The sequence below is a fragment of the Hafnia sp. HMSC23F03 genome, assembly GCF_001816025.1.
In the GTDB taxonomy this organism is placed as follows: domain Bacteria; phylum Pseudomonadota; class Gammaproteobacteria; order Enterobacterales; family Enterobacteriaceae; genus Hafnia; species Hafnia paralvei.
Map to the genome: position 1 here is coordinate 306,129 of NZ_KV824233.1, position 17,510 is coordinate 323,638.

At 47.5% G+C, this 17,510-nt stretch carries 11 protein-coding genes; 5 read left to right on the forward strand and 6 right to left on the reverse strand.

From position 1 onward, the window contains the following. The 4 genes from ompC to HMPREF3091_RS16235 all read right to left on the reverse strand — a co-directional run. Positions 1 to 1,045, reverse strand: a 1,045-nt coding sequence (gene ompC / locus HMPREF3091_RS16220; protein ID WP_246839999.1) for a porin OmpC, incomplete at its 3' end; no start/stop codon positions are given. Between the two features lie 329 nt (positions 1,046 to 1,374). Then, positions 1,375 to 2,775 carry an asparagine--tRNA ligase gene (asnS, locus tag HMPREF3091_RS16225; protein WP_004095687.1) on the reverse strand — a complete coding sequence of 467 codons (1,401 nt, stop codon included), beginning with the start codon at positions 2,773 to 2,775 and terminating at the stop codon, positions 1,375 to 1,377. 273 nt (positions 2,776 to 3,048) lie between these two features. After that, complete coding sequence (pncB, locus tag HMPREF3091_RS16230; protein ID WP_004095685.1) at positions 3,049 to 4,254, reverse strand: nicotinate phosphoribosyltransferase; 1,206 nt, start codon at positions 4,252 to 4,254, stop codon at positions 3,049 to 3,051. Positions 4,255 to 4,470: 216 nt separating this feature from the next. Next, positions 4,471 to 6,204, reverse strand: a complete 1,734-nt coding sequence (locus tag HMPREF3091_RS16235) for a GGDEF domain-containing protein (RefSeq protein WP_070717077.1) — start codon at positions 6,202 to 6,204, stop codon at positions 4,471 to 4,473. Between the two features lie 443 nt (positions 6,205 to 6,647). Between HMPREF3091_RS16235 and pepN the strand changes: the two genes are divergently transcribed. From pepN to HMPREF3091_RS16250, 3 genes are all read left to right on the forward strand, one after another. Then, complete coding sequence (gene pepN / locus HMPREF3091_RS16240) at positions 6,648 to 9,266, forward strand: aminopeptidase N (protein WP_004095682.1); 2,619 nt, start codon at positions 6,648 to 6,650, stop codon at positions 9,264 to 9,266. Positions 9,267 to 9,594: 328 nt separating this feature from the next. Then, a complete protein-coding gene (gene pyrD / locus HMPREF3091_RS16245; protein WP_004095679.1) occupies positions 9,595 to 10,605 on the forward strand; it encodes a quinone-dependent dihydroorotate dehydrogenase in 1,011 nt (336 codons plus the stop codon). Positions 10,606 to 10,792: 187 nt separating this feature from the next. Next, the gene (locus tag HMPREF3091_RS16250; RefSeq protein ID WP_008813034.1) at positions 10,793 to 11,341 is read left to right on the forward strand and encodes a cell division protein ZapC; all 549 of its coding nucleotides are present in this window, start codon (positions 10,793 to 10,795) and stop codon (positions 11,339 to 11,341) included. Positions 11,342 to 11,440: 99 nt separating this feature from the next. Here HMPREF3091_RS16250 and HMPREF3091_RS16255 read toward each other — a convergent pair whose 3' ends face one another. Further along, positions 11,441 to 12,544, reverse strand: a complete 1,104-nt coding sequence (locus HMPREF3091_RS16255) for a YcbX family protein (protein ID WP_070717078.1) — start codon at positions 12,542 to 12,544, stop codon at positions 11,441 to 11,443. Positions 12,545 to 12,713: 169 nt separating this feature from the next. Beyond that, positions 12,714 to 12,917: a putative selenium delivery protein YdfZ gene (ydfZ, locus tag HMPREF3091_RS16260; RefSeq protein WP_035504135.1), complete on the reverse strand. Its 204-nt coding sequence runs from the start codon at positions 12,915 to 12,917 to the stop codon at positions 12,714 to 12,716. A 470-nt stretch (positions 12,918 to 13,387) separates the two neighbouring features. Between ydfZ and rlmKL the strand changes: the two genes are divergently transcribed. Continuing rightward, on the forward strand, positions 13,388 to 15,514 hold the full coding sequence (rlmKL, locus tag HMPREF3091_RS16265) for a bifunctional 23S rRNA (guanine(2069)-N(7))-methyltransferase RlmK/23S rRNA (guanine(2445)-N(2))-methyltransferase RlmL (protein WP_004095668.1): 2,127 nt from the start codon (positions 13,388 to 13,390) through the stop codon (positions 15,512 to 15,514). A 3-nt stretch (positions 15,515 to 15,517) separates the two neighbouring features. Next, entirely contained in the window at positions 15,518 to 17,425 is a 1,908-nt protein-coding gene (locus HMPREF3091_RS16270; protein ID WP_004095666.1) for an ABC transporter ATP-binding protein, read from the forward strand. Positions 17,426 to 17,510: the final 85 nt, after the last annotated feature.

A 17,510-nucleotide genomic window follows, 5' to 3' on the forward strand; every position in this document is an offset into this window, starting at 1 on the left:
AGGTAGACATGTTTTTGTTGAAGTAGTAAGTCGCGCCGACATCAACATATTTAACCAGATCTTTGTCACCAGATACGTTGGTGTTCAGGTCTTTACCTTTAGATTGCAGGTAAGACACAGATGGACGCAGACCGAAGTCGAACTGGTACTGAGCTACGATTTCGTAGTTCTGAGTTTTGTTTGCGATACCGTCGTCACCGTATGGAGTCATGTTGCGAGTTTCTGCATACATAGCTGCCAGGTAGACGTTGTTAGCATCGTATTTCAGGCCAGCGGTCCATGCGTCAGCTTTGTCGCCACCAGCTACGTTACCGTTAACTACGCGGCCACGAGTAACTTGCTCGTTGGTACGGTCAGAAGACGCATATGCTGCACCAGCACTGATACCCATGCCGAAGTCATAAGTCGTTGACAGACCCCAACCGTCGCCGTTCTGGCTCTGGAATGCGCGTGAGTTGTTAGACAGCTTGCTACCGTTCCACTCGTCATCAACTTCGTTGAAGTTGTTACCGTCGTTTTTACCCTGATACTGAACCGCGAAGTTCCAGCCATCAACCAGACCGAAGAAGTTGTTGTTACGGTAAGTAGCAACGCCGTTAGCACGACCGGTCATGTAGTTATCAGTGATGGTATAAGTATCACCACCGAATTCCGGCAGCATATCGGTCCATGCTTCTACGTCGTACAGTACGCCGTAGTTACGACCGTAGTCGAATGAACCGTAGTCACCGAATTTCAGACCAGCAAAGCCCAGACGGGTTGCGTTTTTAGAAGAGCCGCTGCCTTCAGTGTTGTTAACTTTGATGTTGTATTCCCACTGACCGTAGCCAGCCAGTTGATCAGAAATCTGAGTTTCGCCTTTGAAGCCGAAACGAGCGTAAGACTGATCACCGTCAGAACTTTTGTCGTCAGAGAAGTAGTGCAGGCCGTCAACTTTACCGTACAGATCCAGCTTGTTGCCATCTTTGTTATAGATTTCAGCTGCGTTTGCTGCACCAGCTGCCAACAGCGCTGGGATCACTACTGCAAGAATATTGCGTTTCATCATTGTTACCCTCTAAAGGAGTTATTTTTTTTTGACACCTGCCACTGCCTAAATTAATTCTGCGCGGAACTATTTCATCACTTACGGAACTAAAAGAGAAAGTATGGTGTCTTCCTGTGTCTGCATCGCAGTGTTCCATTCACTAGGCTGATAATCCACATCGAAAATGATACAAAAGTATAATTCGCGTAACAAAACGCAAGTATGTGTTTCAAATTGTAAAATTTAGGGAACTTTGTGACAGGGGTCTAAGTTTAAAAAAGAGAGGGGCCAGCATTGCTGGCCCCTCTTTTGTAATGAAAACGTTTATATGTTGTTTTATTACTTATTTAGAAAGTTGCGTTTCGTGGGGTGCGTGGGAATGGAATCACGTCACGAACGTTTTGTACGCCGGTGACATAGGCGATTAAACGTTCAAATCCGAGACCAAAGCCAGAGTGTGGAACGGTGCCATAACGACGCAGGTCACGGTACCACCAGTAGTCTTCTTTATTCAGCCCCATTTCTTCCAAACGTGCATCCAGCATGTCTAGACGTTCTTCACGCTGAGAGCCGCCGATAATTTCGCCGATTCCTGGAGCCAATACGTCCATTGCCGCCACGGTTTTGCCATCTTCGTTCATGCGCATATAGAACGCTTTGATGTCTTTTGGATAGTTTTTAACAACCACCGGTGCTTTAAAGTGCTGCTCAGCCAAGTAGCGCTCATGCTCGGAAGAAAGATCCACGCCCCAATAGACTGGGTTTTCGAAGGTCTTGCCGCAGTTAAGCAGAATATCTACCGCTTCGGTGTAATCGACCTGTGCAAAGTCAGAGGTAACAAAACGTTTCAGGCGATCGATCGCATCTTTATCAACACGTTGAGCGAAGAACTCCATGTCGTCTGCGCGTTCATCCAATACGGCCTGGAAGACATACTTCAGCATTCCTTCGGCAACGCCCGCGATATCGTTCAGGTCGGCAAACGCAACTTCAGGTTCAACCATCCAGAATTCAGCCAGATGGCGGCTAGTGTTGGAGTTTTCAGCACGGAAAGTCGGGCCGAAGGTATAAACCTTCGATAGTGCACAGGCGTAGGTTTCTCCATTCAGCTGGCCCGATACGGTCAGGAATGCTTCGCGACCAAAGAAATCTTCGCCGAAATCAACTTTACCTTCATCGGTACGTGGCAGGTTTTCCATATCCAGAGTGGAAACACGGAACATTTCGCCCGCGCCTTCGGTATCTGAAGCGGTGATGAGTGGGGTAGAAACCCAGAAATAGCCATTTTCATGGAAGTAGCGATGGATTGCTTGAGCCAGAGTATGGCGAACACGTGCTACGGCACCGATCAGGTTAGTACGCGGGCGTAGATGGGCAACCTCACGCAGGTACTCGATGCTGTGACGTTTTGCTGCCATTGGATAGGTATCAGGATCTTCAACCCAGCCCACAACTTTGACTTCTGTGGCTTGCAGCTCGAAGCTCTGACCTTCGCCTGGCGAAGGAACTACCTTACCCGTAACTTCAAGAGAGCAGCCGGTTGTCAGGCGTAAAACATCACTTTCATAATTCGGTAGAGAATTATTAACGACGGCCTGTAACGGATTAAAGCAGGAGCCGTCATAAACGGCGAGGAAGGAGATACCAGCTTTAGAATCTCTCCGGGTACGTACCCACCCGCGCACGGTAACTTCAGTGTCGACCGCGGCACGGCCTTGCAGTACGTCGACTACAGGCACTACGCTCATAGATTTCTCTCTTTTATTGATCTTGAATGAAAAATAACCTACTGCCCGGATAATACGGGCATGTTGCTATGTTACTTGTCACGCAAACAGACACAAGAGGAAATCACGGTCAAATCGCAAGAACTTGATGAGATATTGAGGGATTGAATAAAAAATCAAAAAATTATTTGGCTTTCTCTGGGAAGTTGGCGGGTACTGATAATAAAAGAGGGCGTATAGATAGCTACGCCCTCATACTATTTATCCCGATCTTTTAGATGAACTGCATATCTATCAGCTGGCTTTTTTCACCAACGGCAGATCAAAGGCTTTGCGCAGGGCTTTAACAAACGCCTTATCGTGGCAAATGGTTTTTCCAGGGCTATCGGACAGTTTTGCGACCGGCTTGCCGTTGCACTCAACCAGTTTGATCACGATGTTTAGCGGTTTCACATTCGGTATATCGCAGGTCAACCGAGTGCCGATGCCGAAACCTAAATTGATGCGATCGTGGAAATGGCGGTAGAGCTCCAGTGCTTTCTCTAAATCGAGATTATCAGAGAACACCAAGGTTTTGGTCATGGGGTCAATACCCAGTTTCTGATAATGGGCGATGGCTTTCTCTCCCCATTCAACCGGTTCGCCGGAGTCATGGCGCAGGCCTTGGTAACGATTGGCGAACTGTGGGCCAAAATCACGCAGGAAAGCATCCATGGTGATGCAGTCGGTTAGCGCAATTCCAAGCTGGTCAGGATATTCATCTAACCACGCTTGCAGCGCGGCACGCTGGCTGTTGGCTAACACCGGACAAATCTGCTGATGCGCCTGGAACCATTCGTGCGCCTGAGTTCCCATCGGCGCAAGGTTTAGTTCTTGAGCAAACTTGTAGTTGCTGGTGCCGACTAACTGTGGGAAATCAGTCTTTAATGTTTCAATGATGGCGCGCTGCACGCTATGTGAGAAACGACGGCGAGTACCAAAGTCCATCAATTTAAAACCAGCAAGATCGATATCGGCACTCAGCGCTTTGAAGGCTGTGAGCTTTTTACGCAACTGTGTAACCGCCATTTCAGGCGTTGCCAGAGGGGAGCGATCGCGGTGAACCACTTCACTAATGACGGCAAGCAGCGGGACTTCCCACATAATCACTTCACGCCAAGGGCCAGTGATGCGGATATTTAAATGGCCGTCTTCATTACGAATATCGACCTGCTGTGGGTTAAAGCGAAATTCGCGCAGCCAGTCCAGATAGTCTTTTTTGAAAAACGGCAGAGAACTGAGATAAGCGTATTCTTCATCACTCAGCGCAAGATCGCTCATAAAAGCGATTTGCTGAATAATATCGTCGGCATAGCTGCCCAGTAACTCGTCACCACGGCAACGAAATTCCGCCGCGACAGTGAGGTTGCGGTAACGATGATAGACCGCCTGCTGCATGTGCAGTTTATAGGCGTCTGTGTCCAATAATGAAGTTAATATCGGGGAAGCATGTTGAGTCATGGCGCGTTACTGCATCCTCGTCAGGGATATTCCACGTTCGGGATAATCGGCAAAGTCGGTGGAGTATACCTAGTTTATCCCGAGATTGAAGCCTCATAACACCATATGGCATTTGATAGGTCGAGGATTAAACGTGCCATTTGCAGTAGCACCTATTAAGTTACCGTGCAATTGTACAATATTCATACCTTGAGCCATGTCTCGTTTCGCGCGTATTTAACTCGGATCTTTATGCTGCGCATCAAAGCTAATGAAACCACTTTGGGAGTAAAAGCTGACCTGATTTTTACCGCGCTTCTTCGAGAAATAGAGTGCTTCGTCGGCCTGTTTTATCGAGTGGTTGATATTCCTGTAATCGTCGAGACGAGCCAAACCACAGCTGATGGTAAATCCAACGTCAGGCTTATTCGGGATGGTGATTTGTAATAGCTCAGTATTAAGACGTACCGAGTCGATCACCTGCATCGCTTGGGGAACGTCGGTGTATTTAAGCAGAATGGCAAACTCTTCGCCGCCGTAACGGCAATATACCGTGTTTTCGGGGAGTGATTGCGTAAGCAACTGGCTAAAAGCGATGAGGGCTAAATCGCCGACGTCATGGCCGTATCGGTCATTAAGGTTTTTAAAATTATCGATATCAATCAGGCAGAAAGCGAGAGGATATTCCGCACTCTTGATTTGGCTGCATTGATTGAAGAACTTACGCCGGTTGTAAATATTCGTCAGCGGGTCTGTTGAAGACGCTTCGAGAAGTTCGTTGATTAGCTGTTGTTTCTCTAATTCGAGCTGGTGTTTTTCGATTTGATTTTGGCGTAATTGATTAATGGCATTCGAAATAGCGGAAAGCTCACCGCTTACGACAGAATTATCGGGCTGAATATTCAGGTCGCCTTGGGAGAGTTTCATGATGTTTTTGTTGGTAAGAGTGAGCCATGAAGTGATCTTTGAGGAGAACACCAAAATGGGCATAACAATGAAAAGCGCCAGCAGCCAGCAAAGGGAAATCATGCCATAAAGTTGGACACGACTGAGGTCTATCTTGGCCTGTAATTCATGAAGCTCAAGATCGTAGCTACTATTGACGAAAACAGCGGATGCTTTATCCATACCAATAATGTAGCGGTAAAAACCATCGAACGCCTGAGATGAGCGACTTTGCATAACGCTGGTGAGATCGGCGGTCAATTTTTGCATGCTGCTTTTACTGAGTTTTTCTGATAAATCAGCAATTGCAGCCTCGGATCGAGCCGCATCAGGCGCTGTGGCAATAATAAAATCGACCCGAGAGCGTAGCGAATCTAAAACGCCAATCAGTTCAATTGACCGTATATAAGAGCGGTTGCGCTTAACGTCATCGGTTTTGATATCAACCAGTTGATCGATTAATTCAGTTGCGGTCAGCGTTAAACGGTTATTCAAACGAATGCTTTCTATAAACTTGTAGGAGTGGCTGTCTGACAGCGTCGTGTTGTAGACGTATAAGAAATAAAGCTTATTAAGTTCAGTTATATAGTATGCGCTTTTCAAATCAAGTTGGGCCTGAATAAGCGGGCCGACTGCGGATAATTCCTGATTGTCATTAGCCGAAAGACCATAAACAAGCGCTTCAGCTTTATCAAACATCTCATGTGTCTTTTTTTCGAGAACGGTTGAGGGCTTGTCTGTTGGCGAAAGCACTAAGAGCGCTGCATGACGTCGCACCTGTTTTTCTGCATTGAGGATTTCATCCTCAGTGATAGCGCTACTGATAAAACGAATGCGTTTAAGGCGGTGGGCTAACAGTGCAGATTGAAATACTTCGGTGAGTTCGCGCAGCCGCTTGACCTTATACAGATTCTGTTGGTTTTCTGCATAGTCAACATGCGCTTTGTGTAGTGAGCTATAGATAAAAATACCAAAAAAGAACACCAGAGCCGTTGTAAAAATATAGATCAGATTTTTTAGCTTCATGCGCGTTGTTTTCTGGGATTCGAACGTCTAAGGGCTTATATAGGTAAATCGCTGACCGCGGGTACGGGCGCAATGAACAAGAAACTGTTGTTGCAATCATTATGTCAGAATATAGCCACTCAGAGTAAGTATTTAGGTCTGAGATTAATCTCGCTCCATTGTAGTCTATGTTCAGCTAGCCTTACTCTTTTACACCGTTTCTTTGCAGTGAAAAAGCTCACTTTCGTAGCTGGTCATACGCTGATTTGATTGAAATATATACGAACGTTCACGAGTTCATCAGCAGAGCTTCGGTTTTTTGATCGGTGTGATACAGTTTAGTTAACGGTTAGTTAGGGTGCTGATGTGTTGTCAGCGGCTAGCTCTCGATGACGCGGTTTGCCACTCTCCCCGTCAATTTGAAATCTCTAGGTCTATCATCGGCGAAGCCTACAAGGGTATTTATGACACAACAACCTCAAGCCAAGTATCGTCACGATTACAAAGCGCCAGATTTTACCATCACCGATCTGGCCCTCGATTTTGATTTAGATGCTGACACCACGACGGTCACCGCAGTCAGTCAGGTTAAACGTCAGGGAAGCGCGCAGGCACCATTAATTCTTAATGGTGAAGACCTTACTCTGAAAAGCGTTAGCGTGAACGATGTTCCTTGGGAACACTATAGCGAGTCAGAGAATCAGCTGGTTCTGGAAAATCTGCCTGACGAATTCACGCTGACCATTGTGAACGAAATCCATCCGGCGAAGAACAGCGCCTTAGAGGGCCTGTATCTGTCTGGCGAGGCGTTATGCACCCAGTGCGAAGCTGAAGGTTTCCGCCATATTACCTATTATCTGGATCGCCCTGATGTGTTGGCGCGTTTCCGTACCCGCATCGTGGCGGACAAAGCTCGTTATCCATTCTTGCTGTCTAACGGTAACCGCATTGCGCAGGGCGAATTGCAAGATGGTCGTCACTGGGTACAGTGGGAAGACCCATTCCCAAAACCATGCTACCTGTTTGCGCTGGTTGCAGGGGACTTCGACGTACTTCGCGATAGCTTCACCACTCAAAGCGGGCGAGATGTTGCATTAGAACTTTACGTAGACCGCGGCAATCTTGATCGTGCTGGCTGGGCTATGACCTCGCTAAAAAATGCCATGAAGTGGGATGAAACTCGTTTTGGTCTTGAGTATGACCTCGACATCTATATGGTCGTCGCCGTCGATTTCTTTAATATGGGAGCGATGGAGAATAAAGGTCTGAACATCTTTAACTCTAAATATGTTCTGGCTAAGGCTGAAACCGCTACTGATAAAGATTATCTCGGCATTGAAGCCGTGATCGGTCATGAATATTTCCACAACTGGACAGGCAACCGTGTGACCTGTCGTGATTGGTTCCAATTGAGCTTGAAGGAAGGTTTAACCGTATTCCGCGATCAGGAATTCAGTTCGGACCTCGGTTCGCGTGCAGTAAACCGTATTGATAACGTTCGCGTAATGCGTGGCGCTCAGTTTGCGGAAGATGCCAGCCCGATGGCACATCCGATCCGTCCTGATAAAGTTATTGAAATGAATAACTTCTATACGCTTACCGTGTATGAAAAAGGTTCTGAAGTTATTCGCATGATGCATACCTTGCTCGGCGAAGAGAACTTCCAGAAAGGCATGAAGCTTTATTTTGAACGTCATGACGGCAGCGCGGCGACCTGTGATGATTTTGTCCAGGCGATGGAAGACGCCTCCGGCGTCGATCTCACGTTGTTCCGCCGTTGGTATAGCCAAGCGGGCACGCCTGAACTGAGCGTGCGCGACGAATATGATGCTGAGCACCAGCAATATCGCCTGTATGTCACTCAGCAAACACCGCCGACTTCTGAACAGCAAGAAAAACTGCCGTTGCATATCCCGCTAGATATTGAACTTTATGATCCGCAGGGCAATGTGATCCCGTTAATGATCGACGGTGAAGCGGTAAGTAACGTGCTGAATGTGACAGAATCAGAACAAAGCTTTGCGTTTGATAATGTTCCACATAAACCGATCCCTTCTTTATTACGTGAATTCTCTGCGCCGGTAAAACTGGAATATCCGTATAGCGACCAGCAGCTCAGTTTCCTGATGCAGCACGCACGCAATGACTTTGCTCGTTGGGATGCGGCGCAAATGCTGCTGGCGAAATACGTTCGCCTAAACGTGGCTAAATTCCAGCAGAACCAGCCGCTCTCTCTGCCGATGCACGTTGTTGACGCGTTCCGCGCAGTTTTACTGGATGAGTCTCTCGATCCTGCATTGGCGGCACAAATTCTGACATTGCCTTCTGAAAATGAAATGGCAGAGCTGTTCAGCATTATCGATCCTGAAGCCATCGGTGCGGTGCATTCGGCGATCACTCGCCTGCTGGCAAAAGAGATGGCTGACGAGTGGTTAGCGGTTTACAACAATAACCGCACCCCAGAATATCGTATCGACCACGCTGATATTGCTAAGCGCTCGCTGCGTAATGTATGCCTACGCTATCTGGCCTTTGGTGAAGACGTGGTCATGGCCGATGAATTGGTTGTTCGACAGTACGAGAACGCCAATAACATGACTGACTCTTTGGCAGCGCTTTCTGCTGCTGTTGGCGCTGAACTGCCATGCCGCGATCGTTTGATGGCTGAGTTCGACGAACGCTGGCACCAAGATGGTCTGGTGATGGATAAGTGGTTCATGCTGCAGGCGACGAGCCCATCGGCGTTGGTGCTAGATAACGTGAAAGCACTCTTGAAACACCGTTCATTTACCCTGAGCAATCCAAACCGCATTCGTTCTCTGGTGGGGGCATTTGCTCAGGCGAATCCATCTGCGTTTCATGCCGCCGATGGTTCAGGATATGCTTTCTTGACCGAGATCTTAAAAGATTTGAACACGCGTAACCCACAGGTTGCGGCACGTATGATCGAACCGTTGATCCGTTTAAAACGCTATGACGAAAGTCGTCAGGCTTTAATGCGTAAATCATTGGAAGAGCTTAAAGGTCTGGAGAATTTATCCGGCGATTTGTTTGAGAAAATTACCAAGGCGTTAAACGCATAATTAGCGCTGTCATTCACTCACGCCAAGCCCCGTAGTAACGGGGCTTTTTTGTATTCGGCGATTTTTATTAGCCTTCAAAATTAGTTTTCAAATCTGGCGCAGCATCTGTTTAGCCTGCTATCGTCATCGACTTCACCGCTAGCTCTCGATCTGCATCTGCAGCATGGATGTGTTTCATGGCAAAATTTCCGCATAAAACATCGATAAATGAGCGAGTAAGAGTAAACGTTTGCGCCGATTACGTTGTTTTTGTTTTTAATCAATTCCAATCTGTTGAAAGATACCGGATAATACCGCCCCGACTTGCCACCGGGATTCAGGAGATACCATGCTTTACCCCTTCGTTAGAAAGGCACTTTTCCAGCTCGATCCAGAGCGCGCGCACGAATTTACGTTTAAGCAGCTTCGCCGTATTACGGGTACTCCATTGGAGTTTCTGGTTCGTCAGTCAGTGGCTTCTAAGCCGGTAACCTGCATGGGATTATCTTTTAAAAACCCGCTTGGTCTTGCTGCGGGATTAGACAAAGATGGTGAATGCATTGACGCCCTAGGTGCGATGGGGTTTGGCTTTATCGAAGTGGGCACCGTGACTCCGCGCCCTCAGGCGGGGAATGATAAGCCGCGTTTATTCCGTATCGTTGAGGCCGAAGGTTTAATTAACCGTATGGGATTTAATAACCGTGGCGTTGACAATTTGGTCGAGAACGTCAAAAAATCGCATTTTGGCGGCGTACTGGGGATCAATATCGGCAAGAATAAAGATACGCCGGTTGAGCAGGGGAAAGACGATTATTTAATCTGCATGGAAAAGGTTTACTCCTATGCGGGCTATATAGCGGTAAATATCTCCTCACCAAACACCCCAGGATTAAGAACGCTTCAATATGGAGAGGCGTTAGACGATCTATTAACAGCGATTAAAACTAAACAGATCGAACTGCAACAGAAACACCATAAATATGTTCCTGTGGCCGTGAAGATCGCGCCGGATCTTTCTCATGAAGAATTGATTCAGGTTGCAGACAGTTTAGTGCGTCATAATATTGATGGCGTAATAGCCACCAATACCACGTTGGATCGTAAATTGGTTAACGGCTTTAACTATTGCGAACAGGCTGGTGGTTTAAGCGGGCGTCCTTTGCAGTTACACAGCACAGAAATAATCCGACAACTTTCTCAAGAATTGCAGGGGCGTTTGCCTATCATTGGCGTTGGTGGAATTGACTCGGTGATTGCGGCAAGAGAGAAAATAGATGCAGGGGCTTCTTTGGTACAAATTTATTCCGGTTTTATCTTTAAAGGACCGGGATTGATTAAAGATATCGTTAACTACATCTAATTATTTTCCTACCTATTTGCCCCGGGGGTTTATTTCTTCTCCGGGGTAGTCTATATTTCAAGCGTTCTGCTAAATAATTGTCCGATCAAGCCGACCTGATTAAATCAGCCAACGATTTGATCGCATTTAATGATATGTGAAAGAATTGAATACACAATCCTGATGACTGATGCAGAAGAGGGATAGAATGAATATAAAACCGGGCGATAATTGGCGCTGGTATTTTGATGAAGAGCACGATCGTTTGATGTTGGATTTAGCCAACGGAATGATCTTTCGCTCTCGCTTTGCTGGAAAAATGCTAACGCCTGATGCTTTTGATGAGTGTTCTTTTTGTGTCGACGATGCGGCACTTTATTACCAGTTTGAAGAACGTAGTCGCCAGACCGGGCTAAAAAAAGAGCAGCGGGCAGAATTAATATTAAATGCGTTAGTGGCTCAGCGTTTTCTTAAGCCATTGATGCCGAAAAGCTGGCACTTTGCTCCACAGTCCTGTGCGGTGATGCCTGCATTAGGTGAATTGGTTGCCGTGCAGATTTCAAATACGGCAGAACAGGCTAAGCTGCTGGTTGTTGAGGCTGGAGATAGCGCTAGCTTATGTTTGTTAGCCCAACCTTATTTGCAGTTGGCAGGGAAGTCCATGCAGCTAGGCGATGCTATTAAGGTTATGCATGACCGGCTTATTGCTGTTCAGCCATCTGTCGATTCAGAAGATGTTTTAGCTTATGCCGTTTAATAGATGCGGGCGTTAATCACCCGCATATCCTCGTCGTGCTTCAAGCTGCATCTACCGTCTCAATACACGCGAATTATTTTGGCTACATACCCTCTGACTTTAGCTAAGCTTGATACTGCTTTTCGGAATACAACTGCAGCTCAGTATGATGCCATTTGAGCTAATTGCGCTCTGTTTTAACGGAGTGACTTCCCCTTCGACCAGCGTTATTTTGCAAGACCCACATAATCCCGCTCGGCAAGAGTAGGGAATTCTGATGCCTTGTGCTTCAAGCTGCTCCAACAAAATCTGCTGGTTATTGCCTACAAAAGTTTGTCCCTGATACTCAATGTTGACGCTTTTTTCGTTGGTTTGCGGCGTAGCCAATGTGTCGTTAACTTCACTCGCAGAATAGAGGCGAGGAGGGCGGACGCTAAGAATTTCCACACTGTCTCCCTGACGAATAATCCCACCGCTGCGAGCGATCATATTCATACCAAAATCAACGTCGCCATTATCTGCGGTACGAAATGATTGTAGTGTTTTTAAGGGTTCTCCCGCCGGATGTTTACGCCCGCGGTCGGTGCTTACGGTGGTGAGAATACAGCGGCTACAGGGTTTTACGAGATCGAAAATGACTTCGCCAATGCGTATCACCAGCCAGCTATCTTCATCAAACGCCTTAGCACCGCTCACCACAATATTTGGACGAAACTGCTCAATACGAATCGCGTTTGGCGCACGTTGCTGTAAATTCTGAAACGAGGCTTCATTGATGAGGAGGAAAGGGTAGCCGTCAGCAAAGGTAAGAGGAATGTCAGGATGGTGCTTCACTCGGCGGCTAAGTTCATTTCCTAACCAACGCAGTTGAACAGCGCGTTTAAAATAACGACTCAGCCAGTCATTGATCTGTGGAGGAGCCACCTGCGCGGAGAAGTGATTGCCCCACACTTCAGTCGGCTGCTGTAGGTCAATAAAGTCTTCCCATCGCACCAAAATACTCTCGCCGTCAGGGCCTGTTAGGGCAATGCCGTTCGGTAGCAACGCGGGGGTAAATGTGACCATTTGCGGATTTTGGCGCGCGGTAATAAAAGTGCCGTCCGTCTCTGTGACCATCAGCGCTCGGTCGAAGGCCAAACCGCTCGGCAATACCTGTGCCTGCGAAAGCTGCAGGCCACGCATTGATTTTATCGGATGAACATACAGCTTTGATAACGTGATCATTTCAGCACTACCCCGTTCCATCGTTTAAAACGAACTAAAGCAGACAACTTTATGATACCTGCTCATCGTTGAACAGATAGCGCAGCGTTTTCTTTTGTGGGGACAGCGATGAGGATAGGAGAGAGGCAAGGTGCCGACCTGTATGCCACGAGATCGGCACGAGGGAATATTAATTCATCCCCAAACGGATCAGTTCGGTAGGAACGTAACGGCCATTCAGATCGGTGATATCAACACATTTAGCACGGCGAATTTGTGCCGATGGCAGGTTATCAGCGTGGATCGCAGTAATTACACCTATTTCACCGGTGCCACTGACCATCACACGGCTACCCACTTTGATGGCGTTACGGTTGCGATCATAAGTCATCACGCTTTCTGGGTTCATTTTCGGCTCCTCATTCATCTGATATCAATAAATATGAATCCGGAACGAGATCTTAAAATTGTGGGTAGGCGAAAAAAATGATTTTGATCAAAAAAATAATTCGTAGTATCTCCATGAAAACGTTAACGATTAATGAAAATCACTTTCAGGAAGATGAGTCTTTTTCCTATGCCCCGCGACAGCGTTGACGCTGTTTGTCCTGAGTGAAACCGCGGCTGATAGGCGGCTATGTAAAAAAGATGAAGTGAGGAATGAGAGTTTTTGATAGAAAAGTATCAAATATGCGGCTCCGCGGGTTAAAATGACCGATTAACTTACTGATCGATATTTGTCAGAAGCGTGCTTTTCGTATGGCTCGGTGCGCGATTGTGTCGTACTGGGTTATATATTCATTTGATTATTAAGCTGTTTCTGGCTTTTAGTCTCCGTAAATTCTTTTTAGTGATAGTGAAAACATGAAATCTCTGTTTGCCAGCACCGCGCGCGGTCTAGAAGAACTGTTAAAAAACGAACTCGAAGCCCTCGGTGCGCACTCCTGTCAAATTGTTCAAGGCGGTGTGCATTTTCAAGGGGATGATCGTTTACTCTATCAGAGCCTGCTCTGGAGCCGTTTGGCTTCGCGCATTCTGATGCCATTGAATGAATTTAAGGTCTATAGCGATCTGGATCTGTACCTCGGTGTGCAGGCGATTGATTGGACTTCTATTTTTGGCGTGGATAAAACTTTCGCCGTGCATTTCACCGGAACCAACGAAGAAATTCGCAATAGCCAATATGGCGCGTTGAAAGTGAAAGACGCGATTGTGGATAGCTTCACACGTAAAATTGATGCCCGCCCGACCGTGGCTAAACAAACGCCAGATATTCGCATTAACGTGTTTTTACAGCGTGAAACAGCGAGCGTTGCTTTAGATCTGAGCGGTGAAGGTTTACATCAGCGTGGCTACCGTGACTTGACCGGTGCAGCGCCGCTCAAGGAAACCTTGGCATCAGCCATTATTCTGCGCTCTGGCTGGAAAGTCGGCACCCCGATGGTTGATCCGATGTGTGGTTCGGGGACGTTGTTGATTGAGGCGGCGATGATGGCTTCCGACCATGCACCGGGGCTGACTCGACAGCATTGGGGGTTCTCCGCTTGGAATGGTCATAACCCTGAACTGTGGCGTGAGCTGCTGGCTGAAGCGCAGGTACGCGCTCGTCGTGGCTTACAGGCACAAGAAGGACAATCACGTTTCTTTGGTTCAGATAATGACCGCCGTGTTATCGAAATGGCGCGAGCTAACGCCCGTCGTGCGGGGGTATCTGAGCTGATCACGTTCAACGTGGCTGATGTGAGTAATCTGAAAAACCCATTGCCGGAAGGCCCCGTGGGCACCGTGCTGAGCAATCCACCTTACGGTGAGCGTTTGGAAAGCGAGCCTGCGCTGATTGCGTTGCACAATGCGTTAGGTCGCATTATGAAGGGCGCATTTGGCGGCTGGCAGCTTTCTCTGTTCAGCGCATCGCCAGAGTTGCTTAGCTGCCTGCAACTGCGCGCAGAGCGCCAGTTTAAGGCTAAAAATGGTCCTCTGGACTGTGTGCAGAAAAACTATCAGTTGGCAGAAAATCCTTTGGGCACGGCGTCAGGTCAGATCGCCGAGGATTATGCCAACCGCTTACGCAAGAATCTGAAAAAACTAGATAAATGGGCTAAGCAAGAAGGCATTGAATGCTACCGAGTTTATGATGCCGATCTGCCAGAATATAACGTTGCCGTTGACCGCTATGCCGATAAAGTGGTGATTCAGGAATACGCGCCACCAAAAACCGTGGATGCACAGAAAGCGCGTCAGCGTCTGTTTGACGTGATCAATGCGACTCAGTCGGTGATGAATTTACCGTCAAACAGCTTGATTTTAAAAACCCGCGAACGCCAGAAAGGCAAAAGTCAGTATGAGAAGTTGGCTCAAAAAGAAGAGTTCATGCTGGTTAAAGAGTATAACGCTGAGCTGTGGGTCAATCTTACCGACTATTTGGATACGGGGCTATTCCTTGACCATCGTATTGCTCGTCGTATGTTGGGTGAAATGTGTGAAGGGAAAGACTTCCTCAATCTGTTTGCTTACACCGGTACCGCCAGCGTTCATGCAGGCTTGGGTGGTGCTCGTTCAACGACAACGGTCGATATGTCACGAACCTATCTTGAATGGGCGGAGAAAAACCTGCGGGCGAATGGTTTAACCGGGCGTCAGCACCGTTTAGTGCAGGCTGACTGTCTCTCTTATTTACATAATAGCGATGAACAATATGATGTGATCTTTATCGATCCACCGACGTTCTCTAACTCGAAACGTATGGAAGCAACGTTCGATGTGCAGCGCGATCATATTGATATCATGCGCGATCTTAAGCGTATGCTGCGCCGTCGTGGCACTATCATGTTCTCCAACAACAAGCGTGGATTCAAAATGGATCTTGAGGCGCTCGGTGCATTGGGGCTGGAAGCGAAAGAAATTACCGCGCAGACCTTGTCCCAAGACTTTGCCCGTAACCGTCAGATTCATAACTGCTGGCTGATCCGTCATGCCGGCGAGGAAAAGTAATATATGTCGTTAATTAGTCTTTCTGGTGCATGGATTTCTTTTAGTGATGCACCACTGCTCGATAATACTGAATTGCATATCGAGCCAAATGAGCGTGTGTGTTTGGTCGGCCGTAACGGCGCAGGCAAATCAACGCTGCTTAAAGTGTTAGGCAAAGAATTGCCGTTAGATGATGGGCGAATCATCTATGAACAAGATTTAGTGGTTTCACGTTTGCAACAAGATCCACCGCGCAATATCGGCGGAACGGTGTTTGATTTCGTCTCTGAGGGCGTTGCTGAACAGGCGCAGCACCTTAAGGCATATCATGATTTGCTGAAAAAAGTTGAAGCGGATCCGAGTGAGCAAAACCTGAATCGGCTTTCAGCGTTGCAGGAGATTTTGGATCATCAAGGCTTATGGCGCATCGATAGCCGCATTAGTGATGTCTTGACCAAGCTTGGTCTGAATGCGGATACCGATCTCTCTGCATTGTCAGGCGGTTGGCTGCGTAAAGCGGCATTGGCACGTGCGCTTGTTTGCGAGCCGGATGTTCTGCTGTTAGACGAACCGACTAACCACTTGGATATTGAAACTATCACGTGGCTGGAAGAGTTCCTGAAAGAATTCACCGGCAGCATCGTTTTCATTTCCCATGACCGTTCATTTATACGCAGCATGGCAACGCGCATTGTCGATCTCGATCGCGGCAAACTGGTGTCGTGGCCGGGTAACTATGACGCCTACCTGCTGGCGAAAGAAGAAGCGTTGCGTGTGGAAGAGATGCAAAACGCTGAGTTCGATCGCAAATTGGCTCAGGAAGAAGTTTGGATCCGCCAAGGTATCAAAGCGCGACGTACGCGTAACGAAGGCCGTGTTCGTGCATTGAAAGCCATGCGTAACGAACATGCTGAGCGCCGAAGCGTGCAGGGCAATGCCAAAATGCAGGTCGAAGAAGCACTGCGTTCCGGCAAAATTGTCTTTGAAATGGAGAACGTTAGCTACAGCGTGGCAGGCAAAACGCTGGTGCGTGATTTCAGCGTTCAGGTCAACCGCGGCGATAAAATTGCGCTGGTAGGGCCAAACGGCTGCGGCAAAACAACGCTGTTGAAATTGATGTTAGGCCAGTTGCAGCCAGACAGCGGTAAGGTTCGTTGCGGTACTAAGCTTGAAATTGCCTATTTCGATCAGCATCGTGCAGAGCTTGATCCCGATAAAACGGTCATGGATAACCTCGCGGAAGGCAAGCAAGAAGTGATGGTGAATGGCCGTCCACGCCATGTGCTGGGCTATTTGCAAGACTTCTTGTTCCATCCGAAACGCGCATTAACGCCAGTGCGTGCGTTGTCAGGCGGTGAGCGTAATCGTCTATTGCTAGCAAGACTCTTCTTAAAACCTAGCAATTTGTTGATCCTCGATGAACCAACCAATGATTTAGATATCGAAACGTTGGAACTGTTGGAAGAGCTTATTGATGGTTATCAGGGCACCGTGATGCTGGTGAGTCATGATCGTCAGTTCGTTGATAACTCGGTGACCGATTGCTGGATTTTTGAAGGTAATGGCGTCATTAATAGCTATGTGGGCGGATATTACGATGCTCATAAGCAAAAAGCGGATATGCGATCGTTCAGCCAGCAGGCTGCTGCGCCTAAGCCTCAGGGAACAACCAGTGCGCCTAAAGCTGAGGTGAAAAAGCGTAGCAATAAGATGAGCTATAATTTGCTACGTGAGCTCGAACAACTGCCAGCACGTTTAGAAGAGTTGGAAGCGGAGTTAACGGCATTGCAAGCTGAAGTCGCTAAACCTGAGTTCTTTAATCAGTCACATGCAGAGACGCAATCTGTTCTGCAGAAAATGGCTGAAACTGAACAACAGCTTGAATCAGCGTTTGAACGCTGGGAAGAGCTAGAGGCGATGAAGAATGCCTGATAGGTCCGTCTAAGACTGAATAAAGCCTGACGAATGCGGAGTGATGTGTTGTGTCAGGCTTTTTTATGTAATTTAAGTGGTAAAT